Source organism: Streptomyces sp. NPDC053665 (genome assembly GCF_055585285.1).
Window position 1 is genome coordinate 132914 of the sequence record NZ_JBVJKK010000005.1, and the last position, 13741, is coordinate 146654.

General features: G+C 72.5%; 10 protein-coding genes and 1 tRNA gene. 6 read left to right on the forward strand and 5 right to left on the reverse strand.

Features of this window, described 5'->3' with window-relative positions; genetic code table 11:
• Positions 1-60: 60 nt before the first annotated feature.
• The 3 genes from ACZ6ZN_RS20695 to ACZ6ZN_RS20705 all read right to left on the reverse strand — a co-directional run bounded on the left by ACZ6ZN_RS20695 (position 61) and on the right by ACZ6ZN_RS20705 (position 2364).
• Positions 61-495: a peptidase inhibitor family I36 protein gene (locus ACZ6ZN_RS20695; RefSeq protein WP_469648241.1), complete on the reverse strand. Its 435-nt coding sequence runs from the start codon at positions 493-495 to the stop codon at positions 61-63.
• Positions 496-767: 272 nt separating this feature from the next.
• Positions 768-854 (reverse strand) — tRNA-Ser (locus ACZ6ZN_RS20700).
• A gap of 61 nt (positions 855-915) precedes the next feature.
• Positions 916-2364, reverse strand: coding sequence for a S1C family serine protease (locus ACZ6ZN_RS20705; RefSeq protein WP_469648244.1), 1449 nt, complete (start codon positions 2362-2364; stop codon positions 916-918).
• Between the two features lie 290 nt (positions 2365-2654).
• Here ACZ6ZN_RS20705 and ACZ6ZN_RS20710 point away from each other — a divergent pair, with 290 nt between their 5' ends.
• The 3 genes from ACZ6ZN_RS20710 (at position 2655) to ACZ6ZN_RS20720 (ending at position 5404) form a co-directional block, all read left to right on the forward strand.
• Positions 2655-3482, forward strand: coding sequence for a glycerophosphodiester phosphodiesterase (locus tag ACZ6ZN_RS20710; RefSeq protein ID WP_469648246.1), 828 nt, complete (start codon positions 2655-2657; stop codon positions 3480-3482).
• Positions 3483-3635: 153 nt separating this feature from the next.
• Positions 3636-4274, forward strand: a complete 639-nt coding sequence (locus ACZ6ZN_RS20715; protein ID WP_469648922.1) for an ATP-binding protein — start codon at positions 3636-3638, stop codon at positions 4272-4274.
• A 164-nt stretch (positions 4275-4438) separates the two neighbouring features.
• Positions 4439-5404: a DUF5926 family protein gene (locus tag ACZ6ZN_RS20720; protein WP_398109234.1), complete on the forward strand. Its 966-nt coding sequence runs from the start codon at positions 4439-4441 to the stop codon at positions 5402-5404.
• 234 nt (positions 5405-5638) lie between these two features.
• Here ACZ6ZN_RS20720 and ACZ6ZN_RS20725 read toward each other — a convergent pair whose 3' ends face one another.
• Both ACZ6ZN_RS20725 and ACZ6ZN_RS20730 read right to left on the reverse strand, forming a co-directional pair.
• Positions 5639-6247, reverse strand: coding sequence for a hypothetical protein (locus tag ACZ6ZN_RS20725; RefSeq protein ID WP_469648249.1), 609 nt, complete (start codon positions 6245-6247; stop codon positions 5639-5641).
• Between the two features lie 55 nt (positions 6248-6302).
• On the reverse strand, positions 6303-6968 hold the full coding sequence (locus ACZ6ZN_RS20730; protein ID WP_469648252.1) for a bifunctional DNA primase/polymerase: 666 nt from the start codon (positions 6966-6968) through the stop codon (positions 6303-6305).
• Positions 6969-7467: 499 nt separating this feature from the next.
• Here ACZ6ZN_RS20730 and ACZ6ZN_RS20735 point away from each other — a divergent pair, with 499 nt between their 5' ends.
• The 3 genes from ACZ6ZN_RS20735 (at position 7468) to ACZ6ZN_RS20745 (ending at position 13698) form a co-directional block, all read left to right on the forward strand.
• Positions 7468-8979, forward strand: a complete 1512-nt coding sequence (locus tag ACZ6ZN_RS20735) for a PP2C family protein-serine/threonine phosphatase (RefSeq protein ID WP_469648254.1) — start codon at positions 7468-7470, stop codon at positions 8977-8979.
• An 82-nt stretch (positions 8980-9061) separates the two neighbouring features.
• On the forward strand, positions 9062-10519 hold the full coding sequence (locus ACZ6ZN_RS20740; protein WP_469648257.1) for an aminopeptidase P family protein: 1458 nt from the start codon (positions 9062-9064) through the stop codon (positions 10517-10519).
• Between the two features lie 185 nt (positions 10520-10704).
• A complete protein-coding gene (locus ACZ6ZN_RS20745) occupies positions 10705-13698 on the forward strand; it encodes a glycine--tRNA ligase (RefSeq protein ID WP_469648259.1) in 2994 nt (997 codons plus the stop codon).
• Positions 13699-13741 lie beyond the last annotated feature (43 nt).

Below are 13741 nucleotides of genomic sequence, written 5' to 3' on the forward strand. Positions count from 1 at the left end.
CCTACGGAACCCGTGGGGCCCCGGCCGTCGTCCGGCCGGGGCCCCACGGCACCGGGTGCGCTAGCAGCGGGTGACGGTCTTGGCGCTCTCGGCCTCGTCGTTGAAGACCCAGCCGTACTTGAGGTTGTTGATGTTCGTGTGCGGCTTGACGCAGATCGAGTAGCCCGAGTAGTCGTCGTTGTCGTAGACGCGGACGTTGTAACCGGAGTTGTTGATCAGCGACGTGATCTCGTTGTCCCCGTTCCAGCCGTCGATCTGGTACTTCTGGTTGGCGCCGGTGGGCTTCCAGTTGACGTACTTGCTGCCGGTGTAGCTGGCGTCCTCGTACATGCAGATGCGACCGGAGTCGCACGTCCAGTCGGCGGCCCGGGCCGGGGCCTGCTGCTCCGCCTGGGCCGGGACGGTGCCGAGACCGACCACCGCGGTCGTCACGGCGAAGGCCAGGGCCGCGCCGCGACCGAGCCGGCCCATGAAGGACGTCGTCGAACGTGTCATGTGTTGCTCCCCCTTGTCACAAGGCACTGGTCGTGTGCCACGGGCTCCGCCCGAGGGCGGAACATCGCGCGAACTCCTCCGGGAATGACAGTCGTTGAGCGCTGCGTGCCCGAAGAAGACCGCTGGCGAGCCTAGGAAGCGATCACTCGCGGATCAACCGGATATCTCCCTTGAGCGCCCTCGCCCAAGTCCCCCCCCCGGCACGCGGAAGGGGTGCCCCTCCGGAGAGGGGCACCCCTTGCGTACTGCGCTGTCCATGACTATGGCCTGCGCGGAGGCGGTGGGATTTGAACCCACGGTGACATCGCTGCCACGACGGTTTTCAAGACCGTTCCCTTCGGCCGCTCGGGCACACCTCCCCGCGCCGGCCGAGATCGGCGGCGCGGGGACAAGGGTAACGGGTCGGTGCGGGCGGGTGGGTCAGTCGCCGACGCGGGAACCGAGGGTGACGTCGACCGTGCGCTCCTTGCCGTCGCGCTCGTACGTGAGGGTGACCTTGTCGCCGGGCTTGTGCGTCCAGATCTCGCCGATCAGGGTGGGACCGGAGTCGATCACGCGGTCGTCGAGCTTGGTGATGACGTCGCCCGGCTTGAGACCCGCCTTGGCGGCCGGGCCGCCCGGCTCGACCGGCGCGGAGCTGCCCGCGCCCTCGTCCGTGATCTGCGCGCCGCCGGAGCTGTCGTCCAGGGAGACGGACGCGCCGATCTTCGCGTACACCGGCTTGCCGTTCTTGATCAGCTCCTGGGCCACGTACTTGGCCTGGTTGATCGGGATGGCGAAGCCCAGGCCGATCGAACCGGACTGGCCCGTGCCGAAGCCGCCGTTGCCGGTGGACTGGATCGCGGAGTTGATGCCGATGACGTTGCCCCGCCCGTCCAGCAGCGGCCCGCCGGAGTTGCCCGGGTTGATCGAGGCGTCGGTCTGCAGGGCGCTCATGTAGGAGGCCTGGCTGCCGCTGCCGTCGCTGGAGGCCACCGGGCGGTTCTTGGCGCTGATGATGCCGGTCGTCACCGTGTCGGACAGGCCGAAGGGCGCGCCGATGGCGATGGTCGCGTCCCCGACGGCCACCTTGTCCGAGTCGCCCAGGGTGAGCGGCTTCAGGTCGGAGGGGGCGTTCTTCAGCTTGATGACCGCCACGTCGTAGCCCTGGGCGTTGCCGATCACCTCGGCGTCGTACTTCTTGCCGTCCGGGAACGTCGCGGAGAGCTTGCCGCCGTCCACGGCGTCGGCCACCACGTGGTTGTTGGTGACGATGTGGCCCTGCTTGTCGAAGACGAAGCCGGTGCCCGTGCCGCCCTCGCCGCTGGTGCTCTCGGCCTGGATCGTGACCGTGCTCGGCAGCGCCTTGGCGGCCACGCCCGCGACGGTGCCCGGGTCGCGCTTGACGTCCCCGCCGTTGGTCGAGGCGGACACCGTCGTCGAGCCGGTGTTGTCGTCGTTGTCCTTGGCCAGGGTGTAGCCGAGGCCGCCGCCGACACCGCCGGCGACCAGCGCGGCGATCAGGATCCCGGCGATCAGGCCGCCGCGCCCGCGACCGGACTTCGGCGCCGGCTGCTGGTACGACGATCCCCAGCCGCCCGGCCCGGAACCACCGGAACCGCCGTCGCCGTACGGACCGGCCGGCGGCGGGGGCGGCGGCCAGGACGGGTCCGGGGCGGAGGAGGAGACGCCGGGGCCGGCAGGACCGGCCTCACCGGCGGCGCCCTGCCCCTGCGGGGCCTGCCCGTACGGTCCCTGCCCCTGGGGAGCCGGCCCGTACGGTCCGTGGCCGGCCTGTGCCTGCGGCGCCGGAGCAGCAGGAGCGTCCACCGGCACGGGGGGTGCGGACGGGGCGGGGGGTACCGCGTTGCCCTCGTTCTCGGTGCTCACAGCTTCTCTCCTCGATCCACGGCTGTTTCCTGGGTCGCACTCGGTCGTGCTCCGCACGCGTCCGCGCGACCGGCCCGGCGCGCCTGCGGCGTGCTTGTCCCTTTGTATGCCGTCAGCTTTTCCCACGGGCCGTCAGAGCACCATAAGCGGCGGCTGTGCGTCCGGGGTCGTTCTTTATATAGGTCATTAACGGTCAAAAGGATGCAATCCCAGTGCCGCCGTCCGGAACCGCGCCCGCGCGGAGTCCCTCCGACCGGACGCATACCCGCCCACGGTGGCACCATGACGCGGTGACCCACGCACGACAGCACGTCATCAAGGTCGTCGCCCACCGCGGTGCCTCCGAGGACGCCCCGGAGCACACGCTGGCCGCGTACACCAAGGCGATCGAGGACGGCGCCGACGCCCTCGAGTGCGACGTGCGCCTCACCGCCGACGGCCACCTGGTGTGCGTGCACGACCGCCGGATCAACCGTACGTCCAACGGCCGCGGCGCCGTCTCCGCCCTGGAGCTCGCCGATCTCGCCGCCCTCGACTTCGGCTCCTGGAAGACGCGCGACGCCTGGAAGGGACGCGACGAGGAACCGGACTGGGAGCACCGCCCGGAGGACCGCGAGGCCACCTCCGTGCTGACGCTGGAGCGGCTGCTGGAACTGGTCGCCGACGCCGGGCGCCCGGTGGAACTGGCCATCGAGACCAAGCACCCCACCCGCTGGGCCGGGCAGGTCGAGGAGCGGCTGCTGACCCTGCTCAAGCGGTTCGGCCTGGACGCCCCGGCCTCCACCGGTGAGTCGCAGGTGAGGGTGATGAGCTTCTCGGCGCGTTCCCTGCACCGCGTGCGTGCCGCCGCACCGGCCCTGCCGACGGTGTACCTCACGCAGTTCGTCTCGCCCCGGCTGCGCGACGGCCGGCTGCCGCCCGGGGTGGGCATTGCCGGCCCCTCGCTGCGGATCGTGCGCAGCCACCCCGCATACATCGAGCGCCTCAAGCGGGCCGGCCACCAGGTGCACGTGTGGACGGTCAACGAACCCGAGGACGTGGACCTGTGCGTCGGTCTGGGCGTCGACGCTATCATCACCAACCGCCCGCGCGCGGTGCTGCACCGGCTCGGCCGCTGACACGTCCGCCCCACAGGCCCCGTGTGCCTCGTGCACATCTCTTGACCCCGCACCCCGGCAGGCACGATCCTCACATCTCGGCCACACCGATGATTTCCAGCCAGACGGGCACCGGGAGTGCACCGGCGCGTTCGCCGCGTGCCGGCCGCCGAAGTGCGTCACCGGAGGTGGACTGGCCGGTTTCCGGTCCAGGCCAAGGGGGCATCCACACCGTGGCGTGGGGCGAAGGAGGTCTCGGGGGTGGCGTTGGTGGTGGCACAGGAGGTGCCCACGTCGTCGAGCATGGCCGTACCCCATGGCCCTGCGGGCGTGGGCGAAGCGCGACACCGGATGCGCACGCAGCTGCGCAGCGGTGGGGTGGCGGAATCGGTCATCGACGACGCCGTACTGATCCTTTCCGAGCTGCTGAGCAACGCGTGCAAGCACGGCAGGCCCCTGGGCGACGCGCTCTCCGGTGACGGCGATGTCCGCGCCGCGTGGCGGGTGGACCCGGCCGGCCGGCTGGTGGTCGAGGTCACGGACGGCGGCGGCCCGACCCGCCCCGCCCCCGCGACCCCCTCGGTCACCGCCCACGGCGGCCGCGGTCTGAACATCATCACCGCGCTCGCCGACGACTGGGGCGTGCGCGACGACATCCACGGCGAGGTCACGGTGTGGGTCGTCGTCCACGACGACGTGCACGACCCGGACGCCGGCCACCGCCGCGACGACTTCGCGACGCGCGTGGCGGCCCCGCCCGTCTCCCGGACGGCCGGACTGGACTTCGCGGACGCCTTCGACGAGCTGGGCTGAGGACCCGCCCACCGACCGGGGCGACGATCCCGCCGCCGGCCGGAGCGACGATCCCACCGCCCGCCGGAGCGGGAAACGGTGTTGTCCACAGGAACCCGACGCCCCGGGCACGAACGGCTAGGCTCGCGACCGTACGAGACGAGCCGTAACCGGGAGACCCATCGATGGCCAAGAAGCGACCCCAGACGAAGGCCAAGCGCCCGCAGATCACGGACGGCGAGGTCCCGGTCGTCGGTGCCCGCGAGCCCTGCCCGTGCGGCAGCGGCCGACGGTACAAGGCCTGTCACGGCCGGGCCGCCTCGCACGCCGCGACCGAGCTGGTCCACCGCCCCTTCGAGGGCCTGCCCGGCGAGTGCGACTGGGTCGCCCTGCGCGAGCTGGTCCCGGCGGCCACGGTCGAGCTGACCCTCAAGGACGGACTGCCCGAGGGCGTCCCGTCGGTCACGCTGGCCACGGTGCTGCCGATGGCCTGGCCCGCCCTGCGCCGCGACGACGGCTCGGTCCTGCTCGGCCTGCAGAACGACACCTCCTCGGGCGACATCAGCCGCGACCTCGCCGACACGCTCCAGCAGGCACTGGAGGCCGCGCCGGGCACGCCCGTCCAGGGCCGCCGCGCCCCGGCCGGCAGCCCGCGCCTTCAGGACCTGCTCGACCCGGAGGGCGCGTTCGAGCCAGAAGTGCACAGCGGTTTCGAGTTCTGGGTGCCGGACGCGGAGAACGCCACGCCGGAGGTGGCCGCCTCCCTGGAGCGGGCCAACGCCGCGGCCATCCCGACCGTCAAGCTCCAGGGCGTGGACGCCGCGTACTGGTGCGAGACACCGGACAAGAACCACCTGCGGTGGGTCATGCCGCACCCCGAGGAGCAGCTCCTGGACGCCCTCGCGCGCCTGCACGCCGCGGGCCGTTCCAGCCTCGGCGAGGGCACGCGCCTGGTGGGCTCCTTCCGCGCCCACGGGCTCACGGTGCCGGTCTGGGACCTGCCGAGCGGCGTCACGGCCGAGGACGTGGAGAAGCCCGCGGCGGAGTTCGCCGAGCGCCTCGCGGCCGCCCTGGCGGAGGACGCCCCGCTCACCCCGGAGGAGCGCCGCGCGCGCGGCGGCCTGACCAACCGGCAGGTCACGCTGAGCTGACGGGCACCGTGGGCGCTCCGGCCGGCCGGGTCACCGGCGGGCCGGACCGGCGCGCCCGGCCGGGATCACAACTCCCGTCGCGGACAAGCCAGTCGGTGACCGGAAAGGCGAGTTCGAATTTGCGAACCGCCGATCTCTTGTTACCGTTCCTGTAGCCCGGTTGCTGGTGCATCCCCCGTCGCCAGCAACCGGGTCTTTCCATGTGCGCAGAACCTCACCGTACGCAGTCGCTCGTCAACTGCTCGTCCACACTGGTGAGTTGCTTCCCGAGCGCAGCAGCAGCGGCCCCTGCCCGCCCCGCCGGGCGAACTCGGCGACGGCGGTGTACGCCGCCAGGTCCCCGCGCACCGGCTCCCTGGGGGTCTCGCAGGTTCCCGGCTCGTCCCCGGCGCCCACCGCGCACGTGATGCGCACGGTCCGGTCCCCGGGGGCCATCAGACTCAGCACGGCGTCCAGCGCCGACCCCGTCGTGTTGCGGTAGTAGGTGCGCGCCCAGGTGTCCGCACCCCGGGCGACGACACAGGTCTGGGCCTCGATGCCGTCGGGGGAGGCGAGTTCGGGTCCGCAGCGCACGGCGGACGTCACGTCCTGCCCGCGCGCGGGCGAGGAACCCGGGCGGGAGTGATCGGCGCGGGAGGAGGACGCGTGGGGGGACTCCGCGCGAGAGGAGTCTTCGCGGGAGGCTTCCGTCCCGGCGGGGTGCGCCGGGCGTTCGGACCGCACGGCCCCCGAGGCCGCCACGGCCAGGGGCAGGGCGACCGCGCACGCCACCAACGTGCCCGCCAGGGCGATCAGTCTGGCCTTCCGGGGATCCCGGGCGAGGCCCCGGGCATGACGCCGCATGGCCCCGGCATACAGCGCACCGGGGCGTGAGCGGCGGTCGGCGCGCCCGGCGGGCCTAGAACTCGGGCGCGCTCACACCCGTACGAGTGAGGACGTCGACCACGGCGTCCACCACGGCCTCGACGTCCGGCACCCACGGCGAGGCCGAGCCGGGCAGCGGGGCGCGCTCCCAGTGGATCTCGCCCCGGCCCGTCTCCGACGGCGGCAGCGCGAGGTAGCCGCCCTCACCGTGGAAGCGGAGCGAACCGGGCACGAAGTCCTTGGCGTAGAGCAGTTCGCCGAGTTGCTCCAGCGAGTAGGGCTTCACGAGGATCGCCCAGCGGGAGGGGGAGGCGACGACCGGGCCGAGCCGCATGCCCTGCCGGTCGAGGGCCTCCAGGGCGCGGGCGGCCGGGACGGCCGGCAGGGAGACCGCGCAGGGCGCCCTGCCCCCGGTGGCCAGGACGATCGGCGCCGTCGGCCGGTTGCCCCACCACCAGCGGACCATGCGCGCGTCGGTGGTGGCCGCGAGGAGGCCGGGGTCGAAGGGGTGCGCGCCGGGCACCGTGCATTCCGGGTCGGGGCAGGCGCAGCGGTCCGGCCGCTGCGGGTCCGCCGTCACGCCCGGGAGTACGGGCCACTGCCATTCCGTCGCATAGGTCAGGGCCGCGCCGATGAGCTCAGGCGTCCCGTCACCGCGCCGGAACAGGGGCCTGCGTCGCCTTCCGGGGATCTCGCGCATGAGCGCTCGTCCTTTCCGTTGCACGCCTGGCAACACCGTGGTCCATCACAACATGTGTCGATCGCTTCACTGTGCGTACCTGTTGGCGCATCACACCCCTGCCGCGAGCAGGGGGAACCCCTCCGGGTCGAGCGTGGGCTGCCTCCGCGGCCGTCCCGCCCATACTGCGTCCATCGAGAGCACGGGCGTGGCGTAGGGGTGGCGAAGTATGGCGTTTGCCGTCGCGCGTATTTCTCTCCGCCTCCGCCACGGGAGGATGGGGCACGGTCGTCGGTGGATAGGACGCCCGGTTCCGTCACCAGGTTCCGGGTGATTCCCGACCACCCCTGGCCTTCTCCGAGTACGTACCCATCACGACCGTTGTGACGCTCCGTCGAGCAAGGCCAGTCGACCGCAATAACCCGTCCACTGCGGCAGTTTCAAGCCAAGTTTGCTTTTCCGCAAGAGGAAGGAAGGACTTCTCTTAAGCCTCACTGACACCAGGAATCCCGGCAGGACAATGCTGGACATCTCCTTACGAGTCCGTGTAGATGTGGAGACACTGCTGGCGGCGCAGAATGACATGGGGGTTTGCGATGCTTTTGAGCAGTACGCGCCGGTCGGAAGGCCGGACGCCATGAACGCCCCGCACCCTCCGAAAGTGGCTGGAATCGATTCAACGGTTCCGGCCCCCGCACACACTGTCGCGCCCGTCGCGAGTACCTCCCCGGCCTCCCCCGCAAACCCACCCACCCCACCCGGCGCAGTACTTCAGGACCGCCTCGCCGGCTGGGTCTCCGACCTCACCACGCTCCACGAGCTGACCGAACGGCTGGCCCGCACCGCCACCCTCGACGAGGCCCTGCACGAACTGCTGCGCGCCGGAGCCGCCCTGGTCGGCGCCCGGCGCGGCCTCGTCGTCCTGGAACCGGGCGACGGACTCGGCCCGGACAGCACCATCGGCCTGGGCCTGGGCCGAGCCGACCTCGGCCACATCGAGACCGTGCCGCGCAGCGCCCTGTCCTACGGCCGGATCCTCGACGGACTGCCCGGCGGCGAGGGCGGCATCGCCGATCCCGACCTGTTCGCCGAGGAAGGCCTCGACCCCCGCCACCGCGAGGTCGCGGCCCGCCTCGGCTACGCCGCCAGCTACGCCCTCCCCCTGTCCACCGAGTCCGCCGGCCGCCTGGGCGCCGCCGTCTGGCTCTACGACGAGCCCGCCGAACCGGGCGAACGGCAACGCCACCTCGCGGGCCTGTACGCGCGCTACGCCGCCGAGCACCTCGCCCGCCTCCTGGAACTGGAGCGCACGCGCGCGTCCATGGCCACCATGGCCGACGAGCTGCTGCCCGCCCGGCTGCCCCGGGTGGCGGGTGTGCGGCTCGCCGCCCGGCACCGCACCGGCCCGCGCGGCGGCGGCGACTGGTACGACGCGCTGCCGCTGCCCGACGCCGCCCTCGGCCTCGCCGTGGGCTCCGTCACCGGCGCGGGGCCCAGCGCGGTCGCGGCGATGGGCCGCCTGCGGGCGTCGCTGCGCGCCTACGCCGTGATGGAGGGCGAGGACCCCGTCGCGGTCCTGTCGGACCTGGAGCTGCTGCTGCGGCTGACCGAACCGGCCCGCTCGGCCACCGCCCTGTTCGGATACTGCGAACCGGCCGCCCGCAAGATCACGCTGGCCGGTGCCGGGCACAGCCCACCGCTGCTGATCGGGCCGCGGCGCACCGAGTTCGTCGAGACGTCGGTCTCCGCCCCGCTGGGCATGCTCGCCTGCTGGGAGGCGCCGAGCGTCGAGATCCTCGCCGAGCCCGGTGAGACGGTCCTGCTCTACACCGACGGACTGCTGCACCGCACGGGCGAGGCCACCGACCGCGCCTTCGCCCGGCTGCACGCGGCGGCGGCCGGAGTGCCCCGGGCACTGCGCGGCGACCCCGGGGCGATCGCCGACCACGTCCTGCGCAGTGTCCTGCCGGACGGGCTGGACGCGCAGCAGGGCGCCGAGGACGTCGTGCTGCTGGCCGCGCACTTCGAGTAACGCTCCTCGTCACCGGCCCTGGGCCCCCTTCCACGCCGCCGTACAGTGGAGGAGGTCCAGTGCCGTACCGAGGAGGATGACCGTGGCCGAGGAGCTCACACCGGAGACCCCGGAAGAGAGCGAAGAGCCGATCAAGCAGCGGAAGAACGGGCTGTACCCGGGCGTGTCCGACGAGCTGGCCGAGAACATGAAGAGCGGCTGGGCCGACACCGAGCTGCGCGACCTCGAGCCCATCCCCCAGGCCGCCGAGACGGCCGCCCGCCGGGCCGCGCTGTCCGCGCGTTTCCCGGGCGAGCGCCTGGTGATCCCGGCGGGCAACCTGAAGACCCGGTCGAACGACACCGAGTACGCCTTCCGCGCCTCCGTCGAGTACGCCTACCTCACCGGCAACCAGACCGAGGACGGCGTCCTGGTCCTGGAGCCGAAGGACGACGGCCACGAGGCGACGATCTACCTGCTGCCGCGCTCGGACCGCGACAACGGCGAGTTCTGGCTGGACGGCCAGGGCGAGCTGTGGGTCGGCCGCCGCCACTCCCTCAGCGAGGCCGGGAAGCTGTACGGCATCCCCGCCTCCGACGTGCGCGAACTGCCCGCAGCACTGCGCGAGGCCACCGGCCCGGTGCGGGTCGTGCGCGGGCACGACGCCGGCATCGAGGCCGCGTTGACCGACAAGGTCACCGCCGAGCGCGACGAGGAGCTGCGGGTCTTCCTCTCCGAGGCGCGGCTGGTCAAGGACGCGTTCGAGGTCGGCGAGCTGCAGAAGGCCGTCGATTCGACCGTGCGCGGCTTCGAGGACGTCGTGAAGGTCCTCGACAAGGCGCAGGCGACCTCCGAGCGCTACATCGAGGGCACCTTCTTCCTCCGCGCGCGCGTGGAGGGCAACGACGTCGGCTACGGCACCATCGCCGCCGCCGGGCCGCACGCCTGCACGCTGCACTGGGTGCGCAACGACGGCCCCGTGCGCGCCGGCGACCTGCTGCTGCTCGACGCGGGTGTGGAGACGCACACCTACTACACCGCCGACGTGACGCGCACGCTGCCGATCGACGGCCGGTTCACCGAGATCCAGCGCAAGATCTACGACGCCGTGTACGAGGCCCAGGAGGCCGGCATCGCGGCCGTGCAGCCGGGCGCCAAGTACCGGGACTTCCACGACGCCGCCCAGCGGGTGCTGGCCGAGAAGCTCGTCGAGTGGGGTCTCGTCGAGGGGCCGGTGGAGCGGGTGCTGGAGCTCGGCCTCCAGCGGCGCTGGACGCTGCACGGCACCGGCCACATGCTCGGCATGGACGTGCACGACTGCGCGGCGGCCCGGGTCGAGACGTACGTCGACGGCACGCTGGAGCCGGGGATGTGCCTCACCGTCGAGCCCGGGCTGTACTTCCAGGCCGACGACCTGACCGTGCCGGAGGAGTACCGCGGGATCGGCGTCCGGATCGAGGACGACATCCTCGTGACCGAGGACGGCAACCGGAACCTCAGCGCCGCGCTGCCCCGGCGCTCCGACGAGGTCGAGGCGTGGATGGCCGCCGTCCAGGGCTGACGGCGCCTGTCCGGGCCCGACGACACCCCGGGGCGCGGGGGAGCCTGCCGCACGGCTGCTCCCCCGCGCCCCGCAGTGCTGTGCCGCCCGTTGTGCCTGGTCAAGAAAGAGCAGGTCAGCGCGGGTTGACGTATGAGATCATGGCCGACCTTGCCGGGCCGACTCGGGGAACGGGCGCGATCACCATGAACAACGTTCAGACCGCACTGACCATGCAGGACGCCATCCTCACCCTGCAGAAGTACTGGAGCGACAACGGCTGCATGATCACGCAGCCGCTGAACACCGAGGTCGGTGCCGGTACGGCCAACCCCTCCACCGCCCTGCGGGTGCTCGGCCCGGAGCCGTGGAGCGTGGCCTACGTCGAGCCCAGCGTCCGGCCGGACGACTCGCGCTACGGCGAGAACCCCAACCGGCTGCAGACGCACACCCAGTTCCAGGTGATCCTCAAGCCCGACCCGGGCAACCCGCAGGAGCTGTACCTGGGGAGCCTGCGCGCCCTCGGTGTCGACCTCAACGCCCACGACGTGCGGTTCGTCGAGGACAACTGGGCCTCTCCCGCGCTCGGCGCCTGGGGCCTGGGCTGGGAGGTCTGGCTCGACGGCATGGAGATCACCCAGTTCACCTACTTCCAGCAGGTCGGCGGAGTCGCGCTGGACCCGGTGTCGGTGGAGATCACCTACGGCCTCGAACGCATTCTGATGAACCTTCAGGGCGTGTCCCACTTCAAGGACATCGCGTACGCCCCCGGCATCACCTACGGCGAGGTGTTCGGGCAGAACGAGTACGAGATGAGCCGCTACTACCTCGACGACGCGGACATCGACACCAACCACCGGTTGTTCGAGTCGTACGCCGCCGAGGCCCGTCGCCTGCTCGACCTGGGACTGCCCGTCCCCGCCTACCTGTACGTGCTCAAGTGCAGCCACACCTTCAACGTGCTCGACGCGCGCGGCGCCATCAGCACCACCGAGCGGGCCAAGGCGTTCTCGCTGATGCGCGGGCTGACGCACGAGACCGCGAAGCTGTGGGAGCAGCGCCGGGCGGCGCTGGAGCACCCGCTGGGCGTGGCGGCCGTGGCGGCCCCGGCCGAACGGGCCCCGCTGCCCAAGGTGCCCGGCGTGGAGACCCTGCTGTTCGAGATCGGCGTGGAGGAACTGCCGTACGCGGACGTCCCCGCCACCACCGAGGCCGTGCGTGCGTCGATCACCGCCAAGCTCGCCGAGACCCGGCTGGGCCACGGGACGATCACCGTGATGGCCACGCCCCGCCGCATCGTGATCACGATCGACGGCGTGCAGCCCCGCGAGCACGACACCATGCGGACCGTACGCGGCCCCAAGGTCGCCGCCGCCTACAAGGACGGCGCCCCCACCCCCGCGCTGCTCGGTTTCGCCCGCAGCCAGGGCGCCGAACCCGCCGATGTGCGCACTGTCGAGGTCAACGGCACCGCGTACGTGGCGGTCACCCGGCACGAGGAGGGCCGCCCGGCCGTCGAGGTGCTCAGCGATCTGCTGGCCGAGGTCGTGTCCGGGCTGCGGGCCGGGCGCAACATGCGCTGGAGCGACCCGGGCCTGTCGTTCTCCCGCCCGGTGCGCTGGCTGCTGGCGCTGCTGGGCCGCACCCCCCTGCCCGTGGTGGTCTCCTCGCTGACCTCGGGCGACACCACCCGGGTGCAGCGCCAGGCCCCCTACCCGGAGGTCCGGGTGACCTCCGCCGAGGGCTATCCGCACTTCCTGCACATGCACGGCATCCTCCTGGACCGGGACGCCCGGCGCGGTGCCGTCGTGCGGGGCGCCGTGGAGGCGGCCGCCGAGGTGGGCGGGCGGATCGACGTGGAGGGCCAGTCCGGGCTGATCGACGAGATCACGGACATCCTCGAGTTCCCCTACGCCGTGCGCGGGTCGTTCGACGAGCGCTACCTCGAACTGCCCGCGAGCGTCCTGACCACGGTGATGCGCAAGCACCAGCGCTACCTGCCCGTGCTGGACGGCGACCGGCTGATGCCGCACTTCGTGACGTTCGCCAACGCCCTGTGCGACGACGACGTGGTGCGGGCGGGCAACGAGGCGGTGCTGCGCGCCCGCTACGAGGACGCCGCGTTCTTCTGGCGGGCGGACCTGAAGGTGGCGCCCGAGGAGTTCCGGCGGCGCCTGGACAAGCTGACCTTCGAGGATCGGCTCGGCACGGTCGCCGACCGGGCCGACCGGCTGGCCAAGCTCGCCCTGGACCTGGCCGGACGCGCCGGGCTCCAGGAGGAGACGGTGGCCGTCGTCCGGCGGGCCGGTGCCCTGGCCAAGTTCGACCTGGCCTCCCAGATGGTGATCGAGTTCTCCGGGCTGGCCGGTGTGATGGCCGAGGAGTACGCCCGTCACGCCGGGGAGTCCGCCGAGGTCGCCCGTGCTCTGGCCGAGATGGAGCTGCCGCGCGCGGCCGGTGGGGAGCTGCCCGCCTCGGAGGCGGGGGCCGTGCTGTCCCTGGCCGACCGGTTCGACCTGGTCACGGGCATGTTCATCATCGGCGCCGCACCGACCGGCAGTTCCGATCCGTACGGGGTGCGCCGGGCCGCGATCGGACTGCTCAACGTCCTGCGCGGCCTGCCCGCCGTGGCCGGCGTCCGGGTGCGCGAGGGACTGCGCGCGGCGGCCGTGCGCTACGCCGCTCAGGGCGTCGAGGTGCCCGCCGAGCGGGTCGCCGAGGCCGCCGAGCTGATCACCCGGCGCTATGAGCAGCAGCTCACGGACGCCGGGCACGAGCACCGGCTGGTGCAGGCCGTCCTGGTGTGGGCTGATCGCCCCGCCCACGGGGACCGCACGCTGGCCACGTTGGAGCGGCACGTCGGCAGCGAGGCGTTCGAGGCGCTGGCGGCCGCCTTCCAGCGGGTCGTGCGGATCCTGCCCGAGGGCGGCGTCGCAGGAGCCGATCTCTCCGTGCTGACCGCTCCCGCCGAACTGCGCCTCGCCGAGAGCGCCCGGGCCGTACGGGAGGCCCTTCAGGGCCGCGAGGACGACCTCGGCGCGCTCATCGAGGTCTCCGCCCCGCTGGTCGAGGCGATCGCCGCCTTCTTCGACGAGGTGCTGGTGATGGACCCCGACCCGGCGGTGCGGGCGGCGCGGCTGGCGCTGCTGACGGAGGTGGCGGGGCTGGCGCGGACAACCCTGGACTGGGGAGCGCTGTAGGCAACGCCGTAGAACCGGGGGCGGGGCGGGCGTTTCACGTGAA

Bases quoted from the DNA above. Each gene is read 5' to 3' on its own strand.
- ACZ6ZN_RS20695 (WP_469648241.1), bottom strand. From the start codon at position 495: ATGACACGTTCGACGACGTCCTTCATGGGCCGGCTCGGTCGCGGCGCG.
- ACZ6ZN_RS20720 (WP_398109234.1), top strand. From the start codon at position 4,439: ATGGCCAAGAAGCGACCCCAGACGAAGGCCAAGCGCCCGCAGATCACG.
- ACZ6ZN_RS20725 (WP_469648249.1), bottom strand. From the start codon at position 6,247: ATGCGGCGTCATGCCCGGGGCCTCGCCCGGGATCCCCGGAAGGCCAGA.
- ACZ6ZN_RS20730 (WP_469648252.1), bottom strand. From the start codon at position 6,968: ATGCGCGAGATCCCCGGAAGGCGACGCAGGCCCCTGTTCCGGCGCGGT.
- ACZ6ZN_RS20735 (WP_469648254.1), top strand. From the start codon at position 7,468: ATGCTGGACATCTCCTTACGAGTCCGTGTAGATGTGGAGACACTGCTG.
- ACZ6ZN_RS20745 (WP_469648259.1), top strand. From the start codon at position 10,705: ATGAACAACGTTCAGACCGCACTGACCATGCAGGACGCCATCCTCACC.